The sequence below is a fragment of the Saccharospirillum sp. ABV4_185 genome, from assembly GCF_056159245.1.
Window position 1 is genome coordinate 308304 of record NZ_JBSWUW010000001.1, and the last position, 24470, is coordinate 332773.

Here is a 24470-nt window from a genome sequence, read left to right on the forward strand (position 1 = left end):
CCGTCTCAGATCGCGAAACGCTCCACCAACTCGTGCAGTTTGTCGGCCAACTCGCTCATGCGTACCGCGCCTTTATTCGACTGCTGACCTTTTTCCTGACTGTCACCGGCCAGCTCGGTCACCCGGGAAAGCTGTTCATTAATGTGCTCAGCGACCTGGGACTGTTCCTCGACCGAAGCGGCCATCTGGTGCGTCATGCTGTTGATGTCCTTGACCACCTCGGAAATCTTACTGAGCGATTCAGCGGCATTTTCAATACGCGTCACCGCCTCTGCGGAAGCCTGCCGACCTTCTTCTGAAACCTGCTCTGCGCGACTGGTGCGTTCGCTTAATTGCGTCATGATGTCGCGGATATCTTCGGTGGTTTGTGCCGTGCGTGACGCCAGCGCGCGCACTTCATCGGCCACCACCGAAAAGCCACGACCATGCTCACCGGCACGCGCAGCCTCAATGGCCGCGTTCAACGCCAACAAGTTAGTCTGTTCGGTAATGTTCTGAATTAAAACGGTGGCGTTGGTAATGGCCTCGGTCTGCGACACCACCTCTTTAATGGTTGAGTCCAGAGTGTCCATTGTCTTGGCCAGAGTACGAATACCGTCACGTGACAACTGTACTTCACGCGCGCCTTCTTCGGCGATCTGACGTGAACCATCGGCTTGATTAGCCGTGTCCTGAACATTGCCGGACACTTCATGAATATTGGTGCTCATCTGGTTCATGGCCGCGGCAATATTGCTGGTCTCTGCCTGCAAACCATCAATGGACACCGATGACGACTCGGCCAGCCGCAGCGCTTCTTCCGACTGCTTGCGGACCTCCTTTGCCGAATCATCGATACGCGTCAGCACCGTGCGCAGACGCGCCATCATGGCGGTAATGGCCACCTCCAATTGACTGAGTGATCCCATGGAATCGGAATAGGTCAAGGCGACTGTCGCATCCTGAAAGTTATCTTCCATGCGGTTCAATACCCGCTGCACCAAACGACTGTTACGCATCCGGCCGTCGACTTGCAAAGCGACCATAGCGGCTATCGCTACAAAGATGGCCAGATCCTCGCCAGCCAACAGCCAAGAGGCCAGCACCGCCACCATAGCCAAGACACCAAAGCCATATTGAGCCATGGCAAAACGCGCACGACGCATTAATGAGACCGGTTTTTTGCCGGTGCGCATGCGTTTGTACAAGGCTTCAGCACGCTTAACATCATCTTCTTGCGGTCGGGTCCGCACCGATTCAAAACCGACGACGGTATTGCCATCGCGAATCGGTGTGACGTAGGCGTTGACCCAGTAATGATCACCGTTTTTACGACGGTTCTTGACGACACCCATCCAGGGCTCGCCGGCTTTCAGGTAGGACCACATATTGGCGTAGATTGCCGGTGGCATATCCGGATGGCGAACAATGTTGTGCGGCTGATCAATCAACTCATCGCGCGAAAAACCACTGACTTCAACAAAGGCGTTGTTGCAGTGCTTAATGTTTCCGGAGGTATCGGTCGACGAAATCAGCCGCTGATCGTCGGGAAATTCATAACGTTCCTGGGTTACAGGCTGGTTGTCGCGCATGGATGCCTCCTAAGCTGCACTTCACCGTTCTACAAAAAACGACACATCGGTTGTTAGCGAAGTACAGCCACACCTCTTCGCACCCTAAACCTAGTCGGCCATCGATTTTTTTCAAGCTCCTGGCAAGCAGGGAAAGACTGTATCGACTGGCCTGCAGATTGTTTGAACGATGTTCATGCGAACGCTATGTTCGCACTGCTGGAGCTCTTGTCCGGCAAACAACTATCAGTCCCATCTGGGCGCAAAACTGGGGTTGGCAAGGCGCTGTTGGCGATCAAGTTGCGCAATGCGTTGCATCTGGGCATCCGTCAACACCACGGAGATGGCATCCAGATTGGCTTGCAGATGCTCGGCTTTACGCGATGCCGGGATCGGTACGATGTTGCGCTGATGCAACCAGGCAAGCGCAACCTGGGCGGGCGTCAACTGATGCGCATTGGCGATATCAATCAGTATCGGATCATCCACAACCCGACCTTCCGCCAGCGGCATATAGCCGGTTACGGTAATGCCTTGTTGCTGACAATGGTCGACTATTGAATGGTTTTGCAAAAACGGATGCACCTCAATCTGATTGGTCAGCAATTCACCTTCACCGAGGAGTTCGATGGCCTGATCAATTTGCGCAATGGTGAAATTGGAGACCCCGATATGGCGCGTTTTCCCGGTGTCGCGCGCGGCTTTCAGGGCGTTCAATGTCTCCGCCATCGGCACGCTTTGCTGCGGTGACGGCCAGTGGATCAGCAACAGATCGACATGGTTGGTGCCCAGCCGTTGCAGGCTGCCATCCAGGCTGGCGTGCAGCGCTTCAGGCTCCAGGTCGGTATGCCAAACCTTGGTGGTCAAAAACAGATCCTCCCGCACCAGACCACTGTCAGCGATGGCTTCGCCCACAGCGGTTTCGTTGTCGTACATGGTGGCGGTATCGATATGACGGTAACCCAGCTGCAAAGCGGTGCTGATGGCTTTGCGGGCTTCATCACCCTTGAGTCGGAAAGTCCCCATACCGGGTATGGGCAAGGTTGAATAGGACATCGATTGGCTCCTCGTTAATGCCTCAGTAACTGTTAATACCTCAGTAACTACACCCAATCAGATGGGGCCGACAATGACCCTAACAACCAGTGCGTCACTTTGCATTGGTTGCGCCCATAAAAAAGCCCCGACCAGGTCGGGGCTTGTGCACGAAAAGTCAGTTAACAGAACTCAGTAAGCCGCATCGGGCTCGTAGAATTCATCGGCGTTATCAACGGTAATCAGATCAGCTGCGAGGATCAGACGCGACGGCACACCGTGATACATTTCACCCAGATGTTCGCCCATCAGACCATGCAGCGCGACCGCCATACCGGAAGCGATCATGTTCGGCGGATAGGTAACCGTGCCGGAAACAATGTAGTCGCCTTCACGAATCATACCGATCACATCTTTGGAACCGCCGCCGCCAACCAGCACGCGAATGTCGTCGCGGCCGGCTTCACGGATAGCCTGATAAACACCTTTCAGAGCATCGTCATCACCGGCCCAGACACCATCGATGTGCGGGTAACGCGCCAGCATATCTTCCATCACATTCAAGGAAGTTTGCGGGTTCCACTCACCGGATTGTGAATCGAGAATCTCCATATCCGGATGGCGTGCCAATTCGTCACGGAAGGCGTTAACGCGCTGAGCGTTAATGGGAATGGACGGACCTTCGATGATCACGATCTGACCTTCTTCATCCAAGGCGTCGGCCATGTATTTGGCGGCTTCTTCGCCCATGCCCGGGTTATCACCGGCGAGGAAAACATCCTGCGTCGGCTCTTCCAGTTCACGGTCAACAACAACGGTGTAGATGCCATCGTGATAAGCCTCGGCAATGACCTGCTGCAGGGTTGCCGGGTTGGTCGGCAGAATGACCAGCGCATCGATCTGGCGCACCATCAAGTCTTCCACGTCACCGACCTGAGCCGTGCCGGAATTGGCCGCCAGCACAGTGAATGTCACGTTGGGATATTTGTCACTCAGTTCGTCGGCAGCCTTGTTTGCCCACCACAGCAGACCGGCGGTCCAGCCGTGGTCAGCTGAAGGTACGCTGACACCGATGTGATAATCGTCTTCGCCGAGCGCGAGGAACGGCACGGTAGAAAAAGCGGCTAACACCGCCAGCTGCTTGAGCCATTTTTGTAGTTTCATGGTTGTTTCCTGTCGTTCGCTTGTTGTTGTTATTCGCCTCACTTGCGCGAGGCGCCGGTCCGATGTCGGAACTGGCCGACATCCTGTTACTTAAAAATTACTGACTGCGTTTGTATTGCATTAATACAGCGATCAGGATGACCGCCCCTTTCACCAAACCCTGCAAATAGGGAGACACACCCAACAGATTGAGCATGTTGTTGATGATGCCGAGAATCAGCGCACCGATAACGGTGCCCCAGATGCTGCCACGTCCACCGGCCAGGCTGGTGCCGCCGATCACCACAGCGGCGATGGCGTCCAATTCATAAAGCACACCGGCATCGGACGGACTGATCGAATTCAAGCGCGAGCTGAGCATGATGGCAGCCAGGCCAACACAGGCACCGGCGATGACAAAGCTCAGCAACACCACGGTGCGCACCCGGATACCGGAATAACGCGCCACCTGTTCGTTAGAACCCACGGCACACAGATGGCGGCCATAAGGCGTATGAAACAGCAACACATGACCGATCAGCGCCAGCGCAAAAAATGCCCAGACCGGAATCGGAATACCGAGCCAATAACCACCACCGATATCAGGGAAAATCGCATTGTTCGACACCACTTCACCGGCGTCGGTTAAATAGAGCGCCAGAGAGCGATAAATCGACATGGTTGCCAGGGTGGCAATAAAGGCAGCGATGCGTCCGCGCGTGACCAACAAACCATTGACCAGACCAAAGAGCGCGCCGACGACCAAAGCCGCACTCATGCCGACCATCACCGCCAACACCGGATCGCCCACCGCGTTTAAGACGAACAGCAGCAACACCCCGACCAACGCGACCATGGAGCCGACCGATAGATCGATACCACCGCCAATAATCACAAAGGTGACGCCGATGGCGATGATGCCGGTGTAGGAAACCTGGCGCAGAATGTTGGTCAGGTTGCGGGTGTTAAGAAAATATTCACTGGCCAGCGACGACGCGACCAACAGAACAATCAACGCCAACAAAGGCGCGACAATGGTCAGGTCCAACGGCAGTCGTCGCAGCGCTGAAACCAGACGTTGGCTGAGAGTTTGAGTGGCAGTCATGATTGTACTCCGGCTGGTGTACGCGCGCGGGCACCGGCGGCGTACAGCATGATGTCTTCTTCGTTAATTTTTTCATCAGCAAGTTCGGCGGCAATGCGACCTTCACGCACTACCAACACGCGATCACACAGACCGATGATTTCTTCGAGTTCGGAGGAGATCACCAAAATGGCGCGACCTTCGTCAGCCAGTTGGCGAATCAGTCGATAAATTTCGCGCTTGGTACCCACATCGATACCGCGCGTGGGTTCATCGAGCAGCAGAATTTTCGGTTCGATATCGAGCAACTTGGCCAGATACACTTTCTGCTGATTACCACCGCTCAATTGGCCAACCGGCGAGTTCAAACTGGCCGCACGAATATTAAACGTCTGCTGATAATGTTCAGCGCGTTCGCGTTCACGACGATGCGAAATCAACCCTTTCACATAACGTTTCAAACTGAGCAAAGTCATGTTTTCGATCAGATTGAAATTCATCACCAGACCACGGCCCTGTCGATCTTCGGACAGATAAGCCAGACCTTGCTGATGCGCATCGCTGGGTGAGCGAATATCGCAAGCGCTACCATCGATGCGAATGTCTCCGGCCGAGCGGTTGCGCAAACCCATAATGGCTTCGGCAATTTCCGTACGCCCGGAACCAACCAGACCAGACAAACCCAGAATTTCGCCGCGATGCAATTCGAAGCTGACCTCATCGACCTGGCCGGCAACACTGAGCCCGGCAACGCTTAATGCCACTTCATTCTGAGGCTGGCCTTTATCCGGATAGACCTGCGATAACTCGCGACCAACCATCTTGCGCGCCATGGCTTCTTCATCCAGATCGGCGGTGTCGCACAATTCAACCGGTGAGCCGTCACGTAAAATCAGCAAGCGCTGACAGAGGTTTTTAACTTCTTTCAATTTGTGCGAAATAAACAACACCGCGACGCCGCGTTTTTGCAATGCGCGGACGACGTTAAACAGCACCTCGACTTCACGATCGGTCAGTACTGTTGTTGGTTCGTCGAGAATCACCAGACGGGCATCGTTTACCAGCACGCGCGCCACCTCGACCATCTGCTTTTCGGCCACACTCAAGGCGGAAATCGGCGCGCGCGGATCCAGGTCACAATCGAGTGATGCCAGCACGCGAGCTGTTTCGGCACGCATCTGTTTGTGATCCAGCCAACCTTTGCGACGCAATTCCTGACCGAGGTAGACGTTTTCGTAAACGCTCAGCGTCGGCACCAGATTGAATTCCTGCGGAATCATGGCAATACCCAGCTGGCGCGCACGAATCGGATCGAGTCGGTCGTAACGACGACCATCGATTTCCAGCTGTCCTCTGGTTGGCTGATAAACGCCACTGATCAGTTTCAGCAGTGTACTTTTACCGGCGCCGTTTTCACCGAGAATGCCGAGCACTTCACCCGGATAAATATCGAGGTTGATATCGCGCAAAACCGTAACCGCACCGAAGCGTTTGCTCAGACCGTGCAGGCGAATGGGAGCGTCTTTCATGACTTACCTCCGACCGCCGTCCAGGCGCCATCGGCCTGGCTCGATTGCAAAGTGGCAGTGATAAAACGCAAACCATCGACGCCGGTTTGAACATCGGGCAACCAGCCACCGTCGGACTGGCCGGGAACACCATCGGCCAGCGCCTGATACAGATTGGCAAACCCTTCCAGATAACCTTCCGGATGACCCGGCGGAATGCGGATGCCACGAGCCGGTTCTGTGCCTATCCAATCGGCGCGACGGGTTAAACGTTGCTGCGGTTTATTGAGTGGCGCGAACCAGAGTTCGTTAGGGTTTTCCTGGGCCCAGGCGAGCGACGCCTTTGCTCCGATGACTCGAATGCGTAACGCATTTTCAAAACCGGGCGAGGTCTGGCTGGCCCACAACATGCCTTTGGCGCCACCTTCAAAACGCAGCAGCGCATGAACGTTATCGTCCAATACCCGACCTTCGACCATGGCCGACAAGTCGGCGCTGACCGCGGCTAATTTCAAACCAGAAATAAAACCCGCCAGTTGAAAAGCGTGAGTGCCGATATCGCCCAAAGCGCCAGCGGCACCGGCACGTTTTGGATCGAGACGCCAGGCCGCCTGTTTGTTGTCGGCGTCGGGTACCTCGCTGAGCCAATCCTGAACGTACTCAACCTGGACGCTGCGAATGCGTCCCAGCTCGCCGTTTTGCACCAGTTCGCGAGCGTGCTGTACCAGCGGATAACCGCAATAGTTATGCATCAATACCAAACGCGTATTAGCGTTGCGCAAACGCTGTTGCAAATCTTCTGCTTCGGCCAGCGTTACCGTCATGGGTTTTTCACAAACCACATCCAGACCGGCATCAATGCAGGCGCTGGCAATGGCGTAATGCGAATGATTGGGTGTAGTGATGGCGACGACCCGAGCGCCGTCATCGCGCCCGGCTTCGGCTTTAATCAAACTTTGGTAATCGTCGTAGCAACGCTCACCGGCCAGCTGCAATTGCGCGGCCGTTGCCCGGTTGGAGTCGGCCTTGGTGCTGAATACGCCGGCCACCAGTTCATAGCGATCATCAAGCCGGGTGGCGAAACGGTGCACCGCACCGATCATCGACCCCGGCCCACCGCCAATCATGGCCAGGCGCAGGCGTGGTGAAATGGACATTTTGTTATCCCCTTAATTGTCGTTGTTTGGGGTTATTCTTTTATAGGCCGAGCAATTTTCGGTTAGTGGCCTCATCGGTTCCGGCTGCGGCGAAATCATCGAACGCCTTGTCGGTCACCTGAATAATGTGATCGTTAACAAAGCGCGCACCTTCGGCCGCACCTTGCTCGGGATGTTTAAGGGCGCACTCCCATTCGATAACTGCCCAACCGGCAAAGTCATACTGCGCCAGGCGCGAGAAAATCCCTTTGAAATCGACCTGACCATCGCCGAGCGAACGGAACCGGCCGGCACGTCCAACCCAACCTTCGTAGCCGCCATAAACGCCCTGCAAAGCGGTTGGATTAAATTCAGCATCTTTAACGTGAAACATCTTCACGCGATCTTTGAAGTGATCAAGAAACGCCAGATAGTCGAGTTGTTGCAGCACAAAGTGAGACGGATCGAACAAAATGCAGCAGCGCGGATGATGATCGACCGCCGCCAAAAAGCGCTCAAAAGTTGCGCCATCGTGCAGATCTTCACCGGGATGGATTTCATAACACAGATCGACACCGGCGGCGTCGAAGGCATCGAGAATCGGCTTCCAGCGCTCAGCCAGTTCGGCAAAACCGGTTTCCACCAAACCCGCCGGCCGTTGTGGCCACGGATACAAAAACGGCCACAGCAACGCACCCGAGAAGGTGGCGTGAGCCTTGAGTCCGAGGTTTTTACTGGCTTTGGCCGCCAGCATTAATTGCTCAACGGCCCAGGCCTGACGCTCAGCCGGCTTGCCGCGCAAATGTTCCGGTGCGAAACCATCAAAAAGGTCGTCGTATACCGGATGCACCGCAACCAACTGACCTTGCAGGTGCGTTGATAGCTCGGTAATGACCAGGCCGTATTTGGCCAGGCGCTTCTGGATGTCGCGGCAGTAATCAAGATCGGTCGCGGCGCGTTCCAGATCGAAAAAGCGGCTGTCGCCGGTCGGCATTTGCACGCCTTTAAAGCCCAGACTGGCCGCCCATTCGGCAATGCTGTCGAGGCCGTTAAAGGGCGCTTGGTCACTGATGTATTGAGCAAGAAAGAGGGCTGGACCCTGGATGGTCTTCATCGTACTTCGCCTTCATTTTTGTTTTTATGTAATGGATTACATTACAGCAAAGGCGAATCGGGGCGTCAATGCTTGCGATGCAAAATTAAAAATACCGCTTTATATCAATGATATAGCGCAATTTACCGTTATTCCTGGCAAGTAGAACCCGGTTTGACCGCTGCTTCCTGCTCTTCGAATTTGTAAAATGTAACGGTTTACATTAAGTTGCAAAACGTCATCGTCGGGCTCGCTGTCGGTATAAAGCGGCCGGATCTTTCGATTCATGTCATCGTGGTATCATTCGCGCGATCCAATTTGCAGACCCAACCATGCCAACCATCAAAGACGTTGCCCTCGCCGCCGGCTGTTCCACCGCCACCGTTTCAAGAGCGCTGGCGGCTCCGGAAAAAGTCACCGAAGCCACCCGTCAACGTGTTGCTGCGGCCATTGCACAGGTCGGTTATTCACCCAATGTGGCGGCGCGTAATCTGCGGCGCAGTGAATCCAAAACCATAGTGGTATTGCTGCCCGACATCGCCAATCCGTTCTTTTCGGAAATTATTGCCGGGCTGGAAGAAGTCGCGCATCGGGCGGGTTATCAGGTTTTGTTGGGGGATTGCGAAAACGACGCCAGTCGCGCCCGGGGTTATTTCGATCTGCTGCCGACCAACCAGGCCGACGGCATTATTTTGATGACCACCGAAGTGCCACGCTCACTGGTGCAGGATCGCCAGGCCAGTAATAATTTTCCGCTGGTTATGGCCTGTGAGTACTTTGACGGCCTGGCGCTGCCAACGGTGTGCATCGATAACCGTCTGGCGGCTGAAAAAGCCGTCGAATATTTACTATCCCTCGGCCACGAACGCATCGCCACCATTACCGGACCGGGCAACAATCCCATCTGCCGTGATCGTATTCTGGGTTATCGGTCCGAACTGGAACGCGCCGGTCTCAGCGCGCCTGCCGATTGGATTGCCGAAGGCGACTTCAGTTTCCTGGCGGGCTATCAACAAGGCCGCTCCCTGCTGGACCGCCCTGCGGCGACAAGGCCCACAGCAGTTTTCTGCCACAGCGATGAAATGGCCATCGGTCTGCTCAAGGCAGCGCGCGATCTGCAGGTAAAAGTACCGGCCGAACTGTCGGTCATCGGCTTCGACAACATCGGCTTCAGCGAATATTGCGAACCGGAACTGACCACCATCAGCCAGCCGCGCGATGACATCGGCCGCAGCGCCATGCGTCTGCTGTTGGATATCCTGGCTAAAAAGCAGGTGCCGTTGCAGCAGACACTGACCACCCAACTGATCGTCCGCGACAGCACCGCCCGCTGCGCCGGCTAATGGCATACCCGCCCAGCGCTCGAACGCCAACAGCCTGGTTTTGCCTATAGAACAAGCTTGCTTTCCTCGCCTTAGATCGCCCGGCTGTTAAACTGTCGCACCCAGCTTGCTGATCAGGAAAGCGGATGAAGGCGTTGTTTCTCGCTGGTTTTATGGGCCTGGTTCTGTTGTCGCCGCCGAGCCACGCAGACGGGAGTAAGACCATTATCTGGGCAGCGACTGAATTGCCTGGTGTATTCGGACTGAGCGCTCAACAGGAAAACCCTCAATTGGAGGGGCTGGTGGGCGCTGTGCAGAATTATTTGTTAGATGGGCTGCCTGACGACTTTACCCTGCAGCCGGTTTCGATGCTGATTCCACGTATTGAACGAGAGATGCAAACAGGCGATAACGTCTGCACCGGCATCCTGCTGCGCACCGCTGCACGCGAGCGTTATCTGAACTTCTCACGGCCTTATATGGTGATCCCCACGCCACAGGTTGCTATGACCGCGAACGGCTGGGAAACACTGGGTCGCCCGCAGCAGATTGAGCTGAGCGAGTTGCTGAACCATCCGGAACTGCGCGGCATGCGCGTTAACCACCGCTCCTACGGTGGTTTTATCGACCAGCAGTTGGATGCCGCCACCAACCTGAATACGACGGTCACCGGTTCCACCAATGCCATGCGCATGCTCGCCGGCGGACGCGCAGACTTCCTGATCGAATACCCTGTGGTCATTGCTCAGTTACTGGCAGATCGCGCCGATCAACTTCACTTCGTAACCATCAGCGGCACCGCTCCCTTTTTGAACCTGGCGATCAGCTGTTCGCAATCCGAACTGGGTTCTGCCTTTATTGCGGCGGTGGATGCTCGCTTGCCAAGCCTGGTGCAGGATCCGGTTTATCTGCAACTCAACCTGGAGCTTGCCCCCAGACAACTGAGGGCAGAGCTGTCTGAGGTCTATCACCGCCAGGTGATGTCTGCTGAGCCCTGAGTCACCACATCAGGTCGTCAGGGATTGGGAAGTCTTTGTAGGGATCGTCTTCATCCGGCTCGCCAGCCTGATTGTCGGCGATAAAGATCACCGCATCGGCAAAGCGCTCGGCCACTTTGTCTGCCACATTGCGTGGCACCAGATAGTAACGTTCATCGTCTGCACAGATCGCCAGACGACCTTTCGCCAACTGCGCCTGGGCCGTTTCATCGACATACAGCTGCTTGATCTTGTTCACCCTGGGGTCGGTAAAGCTGAAACGCACTTCGCCCTTGGCTGCCACTTCACTTTGCCTGAGCATCTGCCAGGCTTGAGCGCGCAACGCCTTCGCTTGCTCGGCTTGTTGCCGTTGGCGGTTCAATTCCCGGTCACGCTCGGCTTTTTCTGCCCGCTCACGCGCTAACCGTTGCTGGGTTTCATCCGGTTCCGCCTTGCCCTTTTTTTGCTGGCGCGATGCTTTGCGTTTTTGCTGCTCGGCCTTTTTGGCCTTTTGCTTATCGACCAGGCCGGCATTGAGCAACTGGTCGGCGAGGGATTTTGCCATGCTAGATTCCTGTCAAACGGACCGGCCCGTCAGGACCGGTAAATCGGGCCTGATATTCTAACCTCGACCGCCTGTCGAGCGAACCTCAAACCTGCCGATCAGGGCGATCACTGCGTCATAAATTTGACATTTTTGCCCTGACAATTTCCTACAATTTCGAACTGGCGGACGGTCAAAGTCATTCTAGTCTTGCCGTGATTAATTTGTGATCTATCTCACACTTACTTTCTCTGCGGAGCCCCTGCCATGAATAAGATTCTGCGCGCTGTTGCTATCGGAACCCGGCTGGCAATCGTGCTCGGACTGATAGTTGCGCTGATGATTGCTCTGGGCGTGGTCAGTCTGATTCGACTGATGGACATCGACCACGACCTGACGGTTATTGACGAGCAACGTATTCCCGCCCTCCATGCGGCCAACCGATTGAACAGTCAGTTTCTGATCATGCGGGTCAACACAGCCAACCTGTTGTCGGCGCAAAACGCGACCGATCAACAGCGTTTTAACACAGCCTACAACGAAGCCCTGGCCCGCTTGACGGAAGCCCAGCAGCACTATCAGCAACATATCTTGACGTCCGCTGCGCAGGCCAGTTTCGACGCCTCGCTGGCTGAATTGCAGCGTTATCAACAGCTAAGGACAGAGCTCAACCGCCTGGTGGCCAACGACGATCAGGCAGCAGCAACGCTGTTCTCGCGCAACCAACTAGCCCCCGAAGCGCAAAAACTTTCCGCACACTTCACTCAGTTGATGGAACATCAGGAAATGCGCATCCACGAGGCGGCCGAGCACGCTCACGCCACCTACCGCAGCACTCAACTGAGTATTATCGAGATCATGGCGCTGGCCACTGGCTTGGCGATCATCATTGCCTGGCTGCTGACCCGCTCCATCACCACGCCGCTGCGCTCAGCAGTCCAGATAGCGCGCAGCATTGCCGACCGGGACCTGAGCCGTGAAATCCAGGTGCAGGGCCGGGACGAGGCGACCGAACTACTCGACGCGCTGAATGATATGCAGCAGGGGCTGCGCGCAACCCTGAGTGAAATCAGCGAATCGGCCGAGCAATTGGCCGCCTCCTCGGAAGAGTTGTCTCAGGTCACCAACGACACCACCCAGGGCCTGCAGCGGCAAAGCGAAGAACTGGAATCAGCGGCCTCGGCGGTGACCGAAATGAGTGCCGCCATTGATGAGGTTGCGGCCAATGCGACCAACAATTCACAGGCCGCCAAAGATGCCGAAGCTCACAGTCAGGACGGACTGGAACAGGTACGCACAACGCTGGCGGCGATTCAGAGCCTGGCCAGCAGCATTGAGCAAAACGCCAGCAACACCGAACAACTGGCCAACCGGGTCAGCGATGTGGCGGGCATGCTGGAGGTTATTCAGGGCATCGCCGAGCAAACCAATCTGCTGGCGTTGAACGCGGCCATCGAAGCGGCCCGCGCCGGTGATCAGGGTCGCGGTTTTGCCGTGGTGGCCGATGAAGTCCGCGCCCTGGCGCAACGCACCAGTCAGTCAACAACCGAGATAGAAAGTATCATCACGGCGGTCAACGATGGCAGTATGACGGTGATGTCGTCGCTGGCGGTCAGCCAGGACAATGCCCGGAAAACCCTGACCGCGGGCAGCGCCGCTGGCGAATCCCTGGAACGCATTGCACAACTGGTGGGCGATATTTCACAACGCACCCTGTCGTCTGCCAGCGCTTCGGAGCAGCAGGCCAGCGTCGCCAAGGAAGTGGACCGCAACCTGATCAATATCAAAGATCTGGCCGCTCAGTCTGCGGTGGGTGCAGAAGAAACTCAGGCTTCCAGCGTGGCACTGGCTCAGTTAGCAACCGGGCTGAACGATATGGTGGCGCGCTTCCGTTTTTAATGGCCAGCAAACAGCTCAGATAAAGATGTCGGCCAGGCGGTGGTCGCCGTCTTTATCTGGCGTATTCATTTGCATCAGTTGATATTGCGCGACGCCATTAGTTTGAGTTCTATCCAGCTCGCGCGCTTCACGGTATTCGCGCAGGCGCTCAGTCACCAGCTCATCAATTTTAGCTTTTTCTTCGGCGGGAAGTTCGTTGTATTCCTCGATCGTCATGCCTTTTTCAGCCAGCACGCCGTAAAGCATTTTCTCGGCTGGCGACATTTCCATGTACTGCTTGAACTCTTCGATCGGGTTGCGCGCCGGCAATGCTTCCTGCAGCTGTTCAGCGGGCTGCTTTTCGGCAATCCGTTTGTCTTCAATGGCAGCGACTTCGGCAAAAGTAGTGCCTGTCGACACGGACTTATTATCGGCCGCAGCCGGTATGAGTGGTACCGGGTTTAAATTGAGAATGGCGCTACTCAGCAGGTTCATCGGTTCAGCCTCGCTCCTTAATGGCAATCAATCCATAGCACGGAACGGACCAGATTTTTCCTGCCAAAAAACGTCAAAAACCGGCAAGCCCTGACCGAAGCGGAATTGCCAGCGGTCAAAACTTGCCGGTTTTTTATCCTTGCTGATTTTCAGAAGACCACATTATTAACTGCGGGCCGGATAACGGCTGCCGTTACTGACGGCCCGTAGCTCAACGACTTTGTCGTTCTCGTTCGACCCATATCTGATAAGTCTGATCCGGCCAATAAGATTGAACACCGGCGATCAGCTGGCGAATTTCTTCTGCGCTTAACCGACCGCGCCAGGCCGGCATGGTGCCACCCATGGGCGCACCACCTTCCAAGATCACCCGCTGCAACACCTCATAGGAATGATGCCAGGCGTGGGCACTGCCATTCAGCGGCGGCGGGTATTGGCCATTGCTGTTGGGCGTGCGCCATTCCGCCGTGCCAACCGCATTGCGGCCATGACAGCTGGCGCAATTGGTGGCGAACAACTGCCGTCCAGCCGCGGCTTCGTCCTGGCTATACCAGCGGCCGGTTTGCGGTTGAGCGGTTAAATCAGGAGGGTTGGCAGCCGCCTCAGCGGTAGCCGTTTGCGGCTCGGAATTGCAACCAGTCAAGATGACCAAACCCATCAGGGCGGCCAGAATTGGGAAGACTTTCATCGATAGCTCCGTCATTGCGCCCCGGTACAGACCGGGGCAATTCATGCTGTTAATTAAGCGATGCAATCAGACGGAAAAGGATGGCGGTCGTTCGAGTAACCGCTTATAGCCAGCATCGGGCGCAATCACCTGAGCTTGTGCCAGAACAGTGTGCAAAGCAGCCGGCCAGGGTTGAACCGCTAGAGCCAGCGGTACAGTCGCTGCCAGGCACCCGGCCAGACAATCGAGATCAACGCCATCCGGACAAGGGTGCTGCATAGCCATATCCGGGCAAGGCGCTGCGGTAATTGCCGGGGTTGCCATGGAATGGCTGGAAGCGGGCACGGCCAGGCCGAGCACTAACAGGCTCAGCAACACACTTTGGCACAGGCGGCGCAACATTCCGGCTCCACTCCCAGGGGCAAGAGCCCGCATATTAACGGAGCCGCCTCAGTTACACCACGCTCAGGCGGCGGCGCGCTGCTTTACCCAACGCTGCCAGTCTGCGGCATAGGCCAGAATGGCAGCGCTCAATTCGGATGGTGCAGTGGCCCGCGCCGGTGCGCTAAACGGCCAGTGGTTCACATCCTGGCCAAGCATGGCCGTGCCCTGAGTAGTGCCGGTGCTGTCAGTGCTGCCGTAAACCGCCTGATCGCGCTGCGCACAGAGGCTGGCGAGCACCGTCATATAGACGTCGTTAGCGGCGAAAGCGCCTTCGATAACCACATCGCCGCCGTTGTTCAACAGGCGCAGGCAGTGGTCGGTCATCAGCGCGCAGTATACCGAGGCGAGCGTGGTTTTGCCGGCGCCGCTTAAGCGCTCAACCGGACCGATCAGCCGGCCGCGCAGGTGCCGGAAAGGCCCACCCTGGTCGCTGAACGACGGCAGCGCAAACACGCCAGACTGCATCAGGTTGGGCAGTTCATCCAAGTGCGCCTGACCATCGCCGCGTAAGGTTTCCCATTCACGCCCGCCCATAAAACGAATGGTCGGCACCGCCGCTCCATAGGCGCTGACATTAAGCAGCATGTCCTGTTGTTCATGCAGGTTTTCCAGCGGTGCGCCGACGCCACAAATTACCGTCCAGGTGCCGCTGGAGACCACCGAAAAGGGTTCGGCACGGCTCAATAGATGCGGCACCAGAGAGGCGTTGCTGTCGTGGATGCCGTTCAGCACCAGGCAGTCTTCGGGCAGGCCAAGCTCTGCGGCAAGCTCGGCTTTCACCGGGCCGAGTGGCGCGCCGGTCGGTTGTACCTCGGGCAATAACGAACGCCAGCCGAGCCGGTCGACCAGCGACGAAAAATCGCCCGCCGCCGGATTCCACAAATCGGTGTGGCAACCCAGAGAAGTCACTTCTCCGGCTTTGATGCCAGTCAATCGCCAGCCCCAGTATTGTGGGTAAAGCAGAATGTCAGTGACCCGGGCGAAGTCTTCTTGCTGCGTTTGTGCCAACCAATACAGCTGCCGCCCCAGGTTCAGACCCGAGGTCAAAGCGGGGCTGCCGGTTTCAGAAAACGCAGGGCGCAGCGCATCGTATGGTTCACTGACGGCGGTATAGAGATCGCTCTCATAATCGGCAATCGGCAACGCCAGTTTATCGCCAGCCAGACAGGCCGCGGTGGCACCGTGGGTGGTCATGCCGATGGACAGCACATAATAATCGCGCGCCAGCTCAGCCAACGCCTGTTTGAACCATTGCCAGATGCCGTCGGTATCGACGTGCGGATAAGGCCCATCCATCACCACCGAATTCGGCCGGCGTTTTTCCACCAGCACATCGCCGCCGTGATGACCGGCGCGCACCGCGCAGACTTTAACGTTGGTCTTGCCGATATCCAGCACCGCCAGCACCGGCTCGCGCATTTCCAGTTGGCTCATGGCAGGTAAAACACCTCGGTCAGCGGCGTGGCCTTGGGTTCGGGCGAATCGCTTTGGGTTTGCATAATGTCAGCCATGGCGTGCCACCAGCGCTGCATTACCGGATGGTTTTTCAGGGCGTCGTCGTCGAGCGGCTCGTCGGTTTCAAAACTGGCAAACAGCTGCAACGTCTCCGGGTGCAGAAAGATATGGTAGTTGCGAATACCGCAGTCTTTCAGATGCGCTTCCAGCTCCGGCCAGAGCGCATCGTGGCGTTTGCGATATTCCTCTTCGTAACCCGGATACAACTGCATCACCGAGGCATACATCATGACTTGCGCTCCTGCCTCGCACGCCAGCGGCCGAGCAATATCGGAATGCTGATCACGCTGATCAGCATGGCGCCGATGATGATGCTCATGACAATGCCGGGCACGTTCAAAAGCCCCAGACCGAAGGTCACCAGGCCCATCAGAAAGACGGCAATCACCACACCCGCAATACTGCCGGCACCGCCGAGAATGCTGACGCCACCGAGCACCACCATGGTGACGATATTCAGTTCCCAGCCGAAAGCGATGGACGGCCGGGTGGAGCCCAAGCGCGACGTCAGCAACACCGACGCCAGGCCAGATAACGCACCGACCAGCACAAACAAAATCAACTTGTGCTTGTTCACTTTAATGCCGGAATAGAGCGCCGCTGTTGGGTTATTACCGATGGCATAAGTGCGCCGGCCAAAGTTGGTGTGGTGCAGCAGAAAATAGAACACCAGCGCCAGCGCCAGGAAGAGCACAAACTCGAAGGAGAACACCCAGTAGACATAACCCTGGCCGAAATAGGCGAACTCGGACGGGTAATCGGTATAGGCACCATCGCCGAGAATCACGTAAGTAATACCGCGATACAAACTCATGGTACCGATGGTGACGACAATGGACGGAATGCCAAAACCGGTCACCACCAAACCATTAAATAAACCGCAGGCGATACCGACAGCAATTGCAATACCGACCAGCGCACCAGTACCTAAACCGGCTTCGGCGGCCAGGCCCATCGACACCGACGCCAGTGCAATAATGGATGCCACCGACAAATCAATTTCACGACAGATAATCAGCATCGCCATCGGCAAGGCGATGATGGCTTTTTCGGTAAAATTAAAAGTCGCGTCCGACAGGTTCCAGGGGTCTAGAAAATACGGCGAAGCGAAGCTGTTAAACAGAAACACCAGCGCCGCGACCAGCAGCAAAAAGGTTTCCCAGCGCAGCAAATAATGGCGCCAGTTAGCGGACAAACGATTGGGAACAGCGGATTGAGTCATGGTATTTTCCATGGTCAGGCGGCCTCTACTTTTTGCGCACCGCGTGCGGTCACTGCACTGCGCAGAATGATGCGACCTTCGCGGCGTTCAGCGCTGGAATTGGCGATCACTGCGATGATGATCACCGCCCCGGAAATGGCCATCTGCCAGAACGGCGACACACCAATCACCGGCAGCGCATTGTTGATCACACCCAAAAAGAGCGCACCTAGGGCACAGCCGATCACCGTGCCGATGCCACCCATAATGCTGATGCCACCGATCACACAAGCAGCGACCACCTGTAATTCAAAGCCATTGGCGACATCAACATAGGCGACGGCAAAACGCGACACCCATAAATAGCCACACAAACCAGCCAAAGTGCCGGACACAACAAAGGCCTTGAACTGCACCTTGCCGACGTTGACGCCGGTGTAAAAAGCCGCGGTTGGGTCACCACCGGCGGTAAAGAAATCACGCCCGCTGCGCCAGTGGCGCGTGGCAAAAAACAGCAGCGCGACAATGGCGATGGCAATCCAGCTCATCATCGGCAGGCCGAGCACAATCTGACGCGGCAAGTCGATAAAGGATTCACTCATCTGGTGAGCATTGACCCAGGCGCCGTCGGACAGCAAAAACACACTGCCGCGATAAATGCTCATAGTGCCAAGCGTCACTACGATGGCCGGCACGCCAACGATCCAGACAAAGAAGCCGTTGATGGCACCGAGCAGCGCGCCCATCGCCAACGCAAACAACATCAGCAACGGAATCGGCACGCCGGGAAAGGCGGCGTTGATCATGCCCACGGCCATGCCGGTCAAAGCAACGTTGGCGGCGACCGACAGATCGATGCAGCGCGTTAAAATAACCAGCATCTGACCCATGGCCAGAATCATCAGAATGGACGTGTCATTAAAGGTACCGACCAGGCTTTCGGCCGACAGAAAGTCCGGTGTAATCAACCCCACGGCTAACACCAGAACGACGATCACCAACGCCAAAAAGCGCTCACGGTTTTTCAAAATAACGGACATCATGCGGCCAGTCCTCCGGTTGCAGCAGCGACCACAGCTTCGGCCGTGGCGTCTTCGCGGCTGAATTCACGCACCATCAACCCTTCGTGCATCACCATGATGCGATCGGCCATGCCCAGCACTTCCGGCAACTCGGAACTGACCATGATCACCGCCAGACCGTCTTCGACGAGTTCAGACATAAAGCGATGCACCGCGGCCTTGGAACCGATGTCGATGCCCTTGGTCGGTTCATCGAGAATGATCACCTTGGGCTGCGTCGCCAGCCATTTACCGATAACGACTTTCTGTTGGTTACCACCGGAAAGATTGGCGACTTTCTGATCCCAGCTTGAGGTTTTTACTTTCAGGCGTTCGCCATAAGCGCGCGCCAGTTCGTATTCACGCCGCTCATTAAGCACGCCCTTGGGGTTCAACTTGCTTAATTGCGGCAGAGAGATGTTCTGAAAAATCGGCAGATCGAGAATGGCGCCCTGTTGTTGGCGTTCTTCCGGCACATAGACCAGGCCGTCGGCGATGGCATCGGCCGGTGAACGAATCTGAGTGGTCTTGCCGTCGATACGCACTTCGCCGGTGGCGGCTTTCGACAGGCCGTAAAGCGCCTGCATGATTTCTGTACGGCCGGAACCGACCAGGCCATAGAAACCCAATATCTCACCGGCACGCACTTCGAAATTAATATCGGCGAATTCGGTGGGATGATTCAGGTTGCTTACCGTAATTACCGGTTCACCGATGTCGACCGTCTGCTTCGGAAAGGTCTCGCTGACACTGCGCGCCACCATCATTTCCACCAGCTCCGCTTCATTGACGTTGCTGATCAACCCTTCGCCGACAAAGTTGCCGTCGCGGTAGACAACATATCGATCGGCGATGGTAAAAATTTCATCGAATTTATGACTGATAAACAGAATCGCCTTGCCGGCTTTTTTCAGCCGTTCGACGATGCCGTACAACTCTTCAATTTCGTGATGCGACAATGCCGCCGTCGGTTCATCGAGAATCACCACCTGCGCATCGACCGACAGCGCACGGGCAATGGCGACCATATGTTTCTGGCCAATGCTCAAACCTTTTAACTGGGTTTTCGGGTCCAACGGCGCATCGATATCGGCGAGAATCTCGCGGCTTCGCTGGTACATGGCCGGCCAATCGAGCCTGTGCAGCGGGCCGCGCGTTAAGTAGTTACCGGCAAAAATATTTTCCGCTACCGAGAGTTCATCGAACAACACGGTTTCCTGGTGGATGGCGGTAATACCCAGTTGCAGCGCCACTTCCGGATCGCTGATAGCAATGGGTTCTCCTTGCCAAAACAGTTCACCACCGTCCGGCTGATAGATGCCGGTCAGGGTTTTTACCAGAGTGGATTTGCCGGCGCCGTTTTCGCCCACCAGGGCGGTCACTTCGCCCGGATAGAGATCGAGCTTGACGTTGTCGAGCGCCTTGACGCCAGGAAATACCTTGCTGACATCGCGCAGCGACAATACTGCTGAGTTCGTTGTCATAGTCGTTATCTTTATTGTTGAACCGACTGTATTCGGGTGCCCGTTTAGACACCCGTTGCTTCTTTTTCCGCAGGAAAAACTTCAGCTATTCGCTTAGAAAATGTCTGCGAAATCCGCCACATTGGAGGCGTCGTAGACGAACGGATCGGACATGGCAGCGTTGCCATCTTCATCCAATTCAGCCAGGCCCATGCGACCCATCTCGACGTAGTTCTCGTTGACGTCACCTTGCACCAGATTGTAGGCAATCATGGTCGCGGCATAGCCCAAATCGATCGGGTTCCAGATGGCGAAGTTATGGATGGCGCCGCTTTCAACGTGGCCCGCCAGTTCAGACGGCAGACCCAGGCCAGTCACATAGACTTCACCGATGCGGTCTTCATCGCTTACCGCCTGAGCGGCTGCAAGAATACCCACGGTGGTCGGCGCAACGATGACATCCAGGTCCGGGTGGTTGCGCATCAAAGCCACTGCTTCGCGATAACTCTTGTCGGCCAGGTCGTCACCGTAGACGGTATCGACCAATTCCAGCTGGGAAAATTCCGGCAGCGCCTTTTCCATTTCCTCGATCCAGATGTTCTGGTTGGTTGAGGTCGGCGTTGCACTCAGAATTGCCATCTCGCCAGAACTGACGCCCTTGGCTTCCAGTGCATCAGCAGCCAGTTTCACGTTCATGCGGCCGATCAATTCATTACTGGACGGGTTCAGGTGAATGGAGCGACCTTCCGGGGCAACACCAGAATCCCAGGAAATCACTTTAATGCCGCGCTGCTGGGCGCGTCTGAGAATCGGCACCAGAGCGTCCTGATCGTTGGCAGAAACGGCAATGGCGTCGACGCGCTGGGCGATCAGCGAACTGATCACTTCGATCTGGCCTTCGGCGGTAGTAGTGGTCGGACCGGTGTAGATGATTTCCACATTACCGAGTTCTTCGGCAGCTTCCTGAGCACCTTCGTTGGCGGCCTCGAAGAAACCAATACCCAGGGCTTTTACCACCAGGGCAATGCGAACATCGTCTTCGGCGTGAGCGGGTGAAATCAGGGCAATAGACAAGACCGCAGCGGCGACTGCGAAAAGGTTCTTACACATCTTGTTCTCCAATTATTGTTGTTTTACCCCGCCCGCCTTTGCTTGGAATTCAGCGGTTAATCGGGGTCGGCCGTATCGGCATTTTTATGGACGATCGTCAGCTGGCAACCAGCGTCTTCAATCATCTTGCGACTTTTGGGGTCGATGCCGTCATCGGTGATAACGATATCCACACGTGACAGCGGGCAGACAATCAGATTGCTGCGGTTCTCAAACTTGCTGGAGTCAACCAACAAAACTCGCTTGTCGGCCTGATCCATCAATTTCATCACCGCCTGTACAATCTGAGGGTCTGCTTCCATCACCCCCTGAGGACCCACGCCCTGAGCGCCGATAAACAGCATCGAAGCGTAGAAGCGACTCGACACATCATTCGGAAACGGACTCAGAATGATGTTTTGCTCGCGGTAGACACTGCCACCGGGCAAGGTCACTACACACTTGCTGCGTTTTACCAGCTGCTCGGCCATCACGAACGAATTGGTCAGCACCTGCAATTTGCGCGAACGCATGAACTCCGCCATAAAGTTGGTCGTCGTGCCGCCACTGATGGTGACCGACGTGCCGTCTTCGAGCAGATCCACCGCTGCGCGCGCTATGGCACGCTTGGCCTTGGCGTTAATCATCTGATTAACGGAGTAAGGCCGGCCGACCAAGGCTGTGTTGGCAGGCGGATGTAATGCCTCCGCCCCGCCACGGACCTTTTTCAGCTTGTGTTGCCGGTGCAGTTCATTGATGTCCCGCCTGACGGTCGCTTCCGAAGCGCCCAGCAACTCCACCAGATAACCCAGGGTGGCGATGGGCTTTTCTTCAACTTCCGCCAGAATGATCCGGTGGCGTTCAACTTCGTGCATCGGCTGTCCTCACTCGTCACTATATTTCACAATCGCTCACGTGCAAGCTATTTTTGATGTTTTATGATCGGTATTGACAGGTTGACGGTCCGGATTGATACTTTCTGTCAAATTCGATCAGCTGTACGCGCAGTCTGAGCTATTTTAACCAAAGATGACAGCCCGAACGGGCCTGCAAGCCGCGTCACAAGCGGCTATACCCAGATAAAACAATGCTGTCGCTATAACAACAGAGGTGCCTCGATGCCCACGCAGCCTGCCAATCAGATTCCCAATAACTGGGATGATGCCAAGGCCAAAACCCTGTCAGAAGCCGAATGTTTGCAATATCGCTCAAACCTGCTCGGCGCTGACATGCGCGTTACCAATTACGGGGGTGGCAACACCTCCGCCAAGATCGTTCAGCCCGACCCGCTGACCGGCGAAGATGTCCGGGTACTCTGGGTCAAAGGCTCCGGTGGCGACATCGGCAGCATGGGTCTGGACGGTTTCTCCACGCTGTATCTGGACAAGCTGGAAACACTGAAGCAGTTCTATAAAGGTGAAGAGTTTGAAGATGAAATGGTCGGCTACCTGCCGCACTGCACCTTTAACCTGAACAGCCGCGCCGCCAGTATCGACACTCCGCTGCATGCGTATCTGCCACACGCTCATGTCGACCACCTGCACCCGGATGCGGTCATCGCTATCGCCGCCTCCAAAAACAGCCGCGAGCTGACCGAGGTGATTTACGGCCAGGACATCGGCTGGCTGCCGTGGCGCCGCCCGGGTTTTCAGCTCGGTCTGGAACTGGAAAAAATCGCCCGCGAACAGCCGCATCTGAAAGGCGTATTACTGGAAGCGCACGGCCTGTTCACCTGGGGCGACAGCGCTAAAGAATGCTATGAAACCTCGTTGGAAATGATCAACAAGGCGCAGGCCTGGCTGGATAAGAAACTGGCCGGCAAAGCGGCGTTTTCCGGTGCACGTTTTGACAGCCTGGACGAAAGTAAACGTCGTGACGTCGCCGCCAAACTGATGCCGGTGATTCGCGGTAAAACCAGCGCCAAGCAACGTCAGATCGGTCACTTCAACGACGCCCCCGAAGTGCTGGAATTCGTCAACTCCAATGACCTGGAAGCGCTGGCCGAACTGGGCACCTCCTGCCCGGACCACTTCCTGCGCACCAAGATCAAACCCTTAGTCGTCAACTTCGACCCGGCCAACGACAACCTCGATGCCGTTATCGCCGGCCTCGACGATCAACTGGCCGACTACAACCGCGACTACGCCGCCTATTACGAACGCTGCAAACGCGATAACAGCCCGGCCATGCGCGACTCCAACCCGGTGGTTTATCTGGTTCCCGGCGTCGGCATGCTGACTTTCGCCAAAGACAAAGCCACCGCACGCATCGCCGGCGAGTTCTATATCAACGCCATCAATGTCATGCGCGGCGCCTCAGGTGTCAGCGAATATATGGGTCTGCCCGAGCAGGAAGCCTTCGACATCGAATACTGGTTGCTCGAAGAAGCCAAGCTGCAACGTATGCCCAAACCGAAAGCTTTGGCCGGCCGCATTGCCATTGTCACCGGCGGTGCCGGCGGCATCGGTCAGGCCACAGCGGCCCGGTTAATGAATGAAGGCGCCTGCACGGTGTTGCTCGACATCGACGCCGAAAGTCTGCAAACCGCTCAAGCGGAACTGGCCAAACAATTTGGCAAAGACAATGTTTCCATCTGCCGTATGGACGTCACCGATGAAAGCCAGGTTGAAGCGGCGCTCGCCCACGCCTGTGTCGCCTTCGGCGGTGCCGATATACTGGTGTCGAACGCCGGCATTGCGTCCTCAGCACCGCTGGATGAAACCAGTCTGGAGCTGTGGAACCGCAACCAGGCGATTCTGTCGACCGGTTATTTTCTGGTCACCCGTGAAACCTTCAAGGTACTCAAGCAGCAAAACATGGGCGGCAATATCGTTTTCGTCGCCAGTAAAAATGGTTTGGTTGCTTCGGCCAATGCCGCGGCTTATTGCACGGCGAAAGCCGCCGAAATTCAGCTCGCGCGCAGTGTCGCATTGGAAGGCGCGCCGCTGGGCATTCGCGCCAACGTGGTCAACCCGGACGCGGTATTGCGCGGTTCGAAAATCTGGACCGGCAAGTGGAAAGAAGAACGCGCCAGCGCTTACGATCTGAGTACCGATGAACTCGAAGATCACTATCGCCAGCGCAGCTTACTGAAGCTGAATGTTCTGCCCGAAGACATCGCCGAAGCGATCTACTTCTTCGTCAGCGATGCCTCGGCCAAATCGACCGGCAATATTTTGAATGTCGATGCCGGCCACGCACCGTCCTTTACGCGCTAACGCCGTCCTTTAAGGCGTTAAAACATAGCTATAAAAGCCACAACAAA

At 56.1% G+C, this 24470-nt stretch carries 22 protein-coding genes; 4 read left to right on the forward strand and 18 right to left on the reverse strand.

The features are described from left to right. Positions 1 to 5 precede the first annotated feature (5 nt). The 7 genes from ACXAE6_RS01435 to ACXAE6_RS01465 form a co-directional block, all read right to left on the reverse strand. On the reverse strand, positions 6 to 1571 hold the full coding sequence (locus ACXAE6_RS01435; RefSeq protein WP_475143557.1) for a methyl-accepting chemotaxis protein: 1566 nt from the start codon (positions 1569 to 1571) through the stop codon (positions 6 to 8). A gap of 225 nt (positions 1572 to 1796) precedes the next feature. Further along, positions 1797 to 2606 (reverse strand): 2,5-didehydrogluconate reductase DkgB, encoded by an 810-nt coding sequence (gene dkgB, locus ACXAE6_RS01440; RefSeq protein ID WP_475143559.1) that lies wholly within the window; start codon positions 2604 to 2606, stop codon positions 1797 to 1799. A 171-nt stretch (positions 2607 to 2777) separates the two neighbouring features. Then, positions 2778 to 3749 carry a substrate-binding domain-containing protein gene (locus ACXAE6_RS01445; RefSeq protein ID WP_475143561.1) on the reverse strand — a complete coding sequence of 324 codons (972 nt, stop codon included), beginning with the start codon at positions 3747 to 3749 and terminating at the stop codon, positions 2778 to 2780. A gap of 97 nt (positions 3750 to 3846) precedes the next feature. Continuing rightward, entirely contained in the window at positions 3847 to 4833 is a 987-nt protein-coding gene (locus tag ACXAE6_RS01450; RefSeq protein WP_475143565.1) for an ABC transporter permease, read from the reverse strand. Next, entirely contained in the window at positions 4830 to 6341 is a 1512-nt protein-coding gene (locus ACXAE6_RS01455) for a sugar ABC transporter ATP-binding protein (protein ID WP_475143568.1), read from the reverse strand. Before ACXAE6_RS01455 ends, ACXAE6_RS01450 begins: the two co-directional genes overlap by 4 nt. Next, positions 6338 to 7477, reverse strand: coding sequence for a Gfo/Idh/MocA family protein (locus tag ACXAE6_RS01460; RefSeq protein ID WP_475143571.1), 1140 nt, complete (start codon positions 7475 to 7477; stop codon positions 6338 to 6340). Before ACXAE6_RS01460 ends, ACXAE6_RS01455 begins: the two co-directional genes overlap by 4 nt. Before the next feature lie 40 nt (positions 7478 to 7517). After that, entirely contained in the window at positions 7518 to 8570 is a 1053-nt protein-coding gene (locus tag ACXAE6_RS01465) for a sugar phosphate isomerase/epimerase family protein (protein WP_475143575.1), read from the reverse strand. Between the two features lie 311 nt (positions 8571 to 8881). Here ACXAE6_RS01465 and ACXAE6_RS01470 point away from each other — a divergent pair, with 311 nt between their 5' ends. Together ACXAE6_RS01470 and ACXAE6_RS01475 are read left to right on the forward strand one after the other, a co-directional pair. Then, positions 8882 to 9892 (forward strand): LacI family DNA-binding transcriptional regulator, encoded by a 1011-nt coding sequence (locus tag ACXAE6_RS01470; RefSeq protein ID WP_475143579.1) that lies wholly within the window; start codon positions 8882 to 8884, stop codon positions 9890 to 9892. Between the two features lie 125 nt (positions 9893 to 10017). Next, the gene (locus ACXAE6_RS01475; RefSeq protein ID WP_475143582.1) at positions 10018 to 10869 is read left to right on the forward strand and encodes a hypothetical protein; all 852 of its coding nucleotides are present in this window, start codon (positions 10018 to 10020) and stop codon (positions 10867 to 10869) included. Position 10870: 1 nt separating this feature from the next. Here ACXAE6_RS01475 and ACXAE6_RS01480 read toward each other — a convergent pair whose 3' ends face one another. Continuing rightward, entirely contained in the window at positions 10871 to 11413 is a 543-nt protein-coding gene (locus ACXAE6_RS01480; RefSeq protein ID WP_475143584.1) for a DUF2058 domain-containing protein, read from the reverse strand. A 246-nt stretch (positions 11414 to 11659) separates the two neighbouring features. On the opposite strand from ACXAE6_RS01480, the gene ACXAE6_RS01485 reads away from it, so the two are divergent. After that, positions 11660 to 13291 carry a methyl-accepting chemotaxis protein gene (locus tag ACXAE6_RS01485; RefSeq protein WP_475143586.1) on the forward strand — a complete coding sequence of 544 codons (1632 nt, stop codon included), beginning with the start codon at positions 11660 to 11662 and terminating at the stop codon, positions 13289 to 13291. A gap of 15 nt (positions 13292 to 13306) precedes the next feature. On the opposite strand, the gene ACXAE6_RS01490 is transcribed toward ACXAE6_RS01485, so the two are convergent. From ACXAE6_RS01490 to ACXAE6_RS01535, 10 genes are all read right to left on the reverse strand, one after another. Further along, positions 13307 to 13765 carry a hypothetical protein gene (locus ACXAE6_RS01490; RefSeq protein WP_475143588.1) on the reverse strand — a complete coding sequence of 153 codons (459 nt, stop codon included), beginning with the start codon at positions 13763 to 13765 and terminating at the stop codon, positions 13307 to 13309. Positions 13766 to 13976: 211 nt separating this feature from the next. Further along, positions 13977 to 14453 (reverse strand): c-type cytochrome, encoded by a 477-nt coding sequence (locus ACXAE6_RS01495; protein ID WP_475143590.1) that lies wholly within the window; start codon positions 14451 to 14453, stop codon positions 13977 to 13979. 66 nt (positions 14454 to 14519) lie between these two features. Further along, positions 14520 to 14834 carry a hypothetical protein gene (locus ACXAE6_RS01500; protein WP_475143592.1) on the reverse strand — a complete coding sequence of 105 codons (315 nt, stop codon included), beginning with the start codon at positions 14832 to 14834 and terminating at the stop codon, positions 14520 to 14522. Positions 14835 to 14897: 63 nt separating this feature from the next. Beyond that, the gene (locus ACXAE6_RS01505; RefSeq protein WP_475143594.1) at positions 14898 to 16310 is read right to left on the reverse strand and encodes an FGGY-family carbohydrate kinase; all 1413 of its coding nucleotides are present in this window, start codon (positions 16308 to 16310) and stop codon (positions 14898 to 14900) included. Next, a complete protein-coding gene (locus ACXAE6_RS01510) occupies positions 16307 to 16621 on the reverse strand; it encodes an L-rhamnose mutarotase (RefSeq protein ID WP_475143596.1) in 315 nt (104 codons plus the stop codon). Before ACXAE6_RS01510 ends, ACXAE6_RS01505 begins: the two co-directional genes overlap by 4 nt. Further along, positions 16618 to 17613, reverse strand: a complete 996-nt coding sequence (locus ACXAE6_RS01515) for an ABC transporter permease (protein ID WP_475143598.1) — start codon at positions 17611 to 17613, stop codon at positions 16618 to 16620. Before ACXAE6_RS01515 ends, ACXAE6_RS01510 begins: the two co-directional genes overlap by 4 nt. Before the next feature lie 14 nt (positions 17614 to 17627). Next, entirely contained in the window at positions 17628 to 18635 is a 1008-nt protein-coding gene (locus ACXAE6_RS01520) for an ABC transporter permease (RefSeq protein ID WP_475143600.1), read from the reverse strand. Continuing rightward, a complete protein-coding gene (locus ACXAE6_RS01525) occupies positions 18632 to 20137 on the reverse strand; it encodes a sugar ABC transporter ATP-binding protein (protein ID WP_475143602.1) in 1506 nt (501 codons plus the stop codon). The genes ACXAE6_RS01520 and ACXAE6_RS01525 overlap by 4 nt, the downstream gene beginning before the upstream one ends. Positions 20138 to 20230: 93 nt before the next feature. After that, the gene (rhaS, locus tag ACXAE6_RS01530) at positions 20231 to 21226 is read right to left on the reverse strand and encodes a rhamnose ABC transporter substrate-binding protein (protein ID WP_475143604.1); all 996 of its coding nucleotides are present in this window, start codon (positions 21224 to 21226) and stop codon (positions 20231 to 20233) included. A gap of 56 nt (positions 21227 to 21282) precedes the next feature. Beyond that, entirely contained in the window at positions 21283 to 22080 is a 798-nt protein-coding gene (locus tag ACXAE6_RS01535; protein WP_475143606.1) for a DeoR/GlpR family DNA-binding transcription regulator, read from the reverse strand. A 243-nt stretch (positions 22081 to 22323) separates the two neighbouring features. Here ACXAE6_RS01535 and ACXAE6_RS01540 point away from each other — a divergent pair, with 243 nt between their 5' ends. Continuing rightward, entirely contained in the window at positions 22324 to 24423 is a 2100-nt protein-coding gene (locus ACXAE6_RS01540; protein ID WP_475143607.1) for a bifunctional rhamnulose-1-phosphate aldolase/short-chain dehydrogenase, read from the forward strand. Positions 24424 to 24470 lie beyond the last annotated feature (47 nt).

Coding starts and splice junctions, on each gene's coding strand:
- ACXAE6_RS01445 (WP_475143561.1), bottom strand. CDS start 3,749: ATGAAACTACAAAAATGGCTCAAGCAGCTGGCGGTGTTAGCCGCTTTT.
- ACXAE6_RS01450 (WP_475143565.1), bottom strand. CDS start 4,833: ATGACTGCCACTCAAACTCTCAGCCAACGTCTGGTTTCAGCGCTGCGA.
- dkgB (WP_475143559.1), bottom strand. CDS start 2,606: ATGTCCTATTCAACCTTGCCCATACCCGGTATGGGGACTTTCCGACTC.
- ACXAE6_RS01505 (WP_475143594.1), bottom strand. CDS start 16,310: ATGAGCCAACTGGAAATGCGCGAGCCGGTGCTGGCGGTGCTGGATATC.
- rhaS (WP_475143604.1), bottom strand. CDS start 21,226: ATGTGTAAGAACCTTTTCGCAGTCGCCGCTGCGGTCTTGTCTATTGCC.
- ACXAE6_RS01535 (WP_475143606.1), bottom strand. CDS start 22,080: ATGCACGAAGTTGAACGCCACCGGATCATTCTGGCGGAAGTTGAAGAA.
- ACXAE6_RS01540 (WP_475143607.1), top strand. CDS start 22,324: ATGCCCACGCAGCCTGCCAATCAGATTCCCAATAACTGGGATGATGCC.
- ACXAE6_RS01465 (WP_475143575.1), bottom strand. CDS start 8,570: ATGAAGACCATCCAGGGTCCAGCCCTCTTTCTTGCTCAATACATCAGT.
- ACXAE6_RS01495 (WP_475143590.1), bottom strand. CDS start 14,453: ATGAAAGTCTTCCCAATTCTGGCCGCCCTGATGGGTTTGGTCATCTTG.
- ACXAE6_RS01455 (WP_475143568.1), bottom strand. CDS start 6,341: ATGAAAGACGCTCCCATTCGCCTGCACGGTCTGAGCAAACGCTTCGGT.
- ACXAE6_RS01520 (WP_475143600.1), bottom strand. CDS start 18,635: ATGATGTCCGTTATTTTGAAAAACCGTGAGCGCTTTTTGGCGTTGGTG.
- ACXAE6_RS01515 (WP_475143598.1), bottom strand. CDS start 17,613: ATGACTCAATCCGCTGTTCCCAATCGTTTGTCCGCTAACTGGCGCCAT.
- ACXAE6_RS01480 (WP_475143584.1), bottom strand. CDS start 11,413: ATGGCAAAATCCCTCGCCGACCAGTTGCTCAATGCCGGCCTGGTCGAT.
- ACXAE6_RS01460 (WP_475143571.1), bottom strand. CDS start 7,477: ATGTCCATTTCACCACGCCTGCGCCTGGCCATGATTGGCGGTGGGCCG.
- ACXAE6_RS01470 (WP_475143579.1), top strand. CDS start 8,882: ATGCCAACCATCAAAGACGTTGCCCTCGCCGCCGGCTGTTCCACCGCC.
- ACXAE6_RS01510 (WP_475143596.1), bottom strand. CDS start 16,621: ATGATGTATGCCTCGGTGATGCAGTTGTATCCGGGTTACGAAGAGGAA.
- ACXAE6_RS01525 (WP_475143602.1), bottom strand. CDS start 20,137: ATGACAACGAACTCAGCAGTATTGTCGCTGCGCGATGTCAGCAAGGTA.
- ACXAE6_RS01500 (WP_475143592.1), bottom strand. CDS start 14,834: ATGTTGCGCCGCCTGTGCCAAAGTGTGTTGCTGAGCCTGTTAGTGCTC.
- ACXAE6_RS01435 (WP_475143557.1), bottom strand. CDS start 1,571: ATGCGCGACAACCAGCCTGTAACCCAGGAACGTTATGAATTTCCCGAC.
- ACXAE6_RS01475 (WP_475143582.1), top strand. CDS start 10,018: ATGAAGGCGTTGTTTCTCGCTGGTTTTATGGGCCTGGTTCTGTTGTCG.
- ACXAE6_RS01485 (WP_475143586.1), top strand. CDS start 11,660: ATGAATAAGATTCTGCGCGCTGTTGCTATCGGAACCCGGCTGGCAATC.
- ACXAE6_RS01490 (WP_475143588.1), bottom strand. CDS start 13,765: ATGAACCTGCTGAGTAGCGCCATTCTCAATTTAAACCCGGTACCACTC.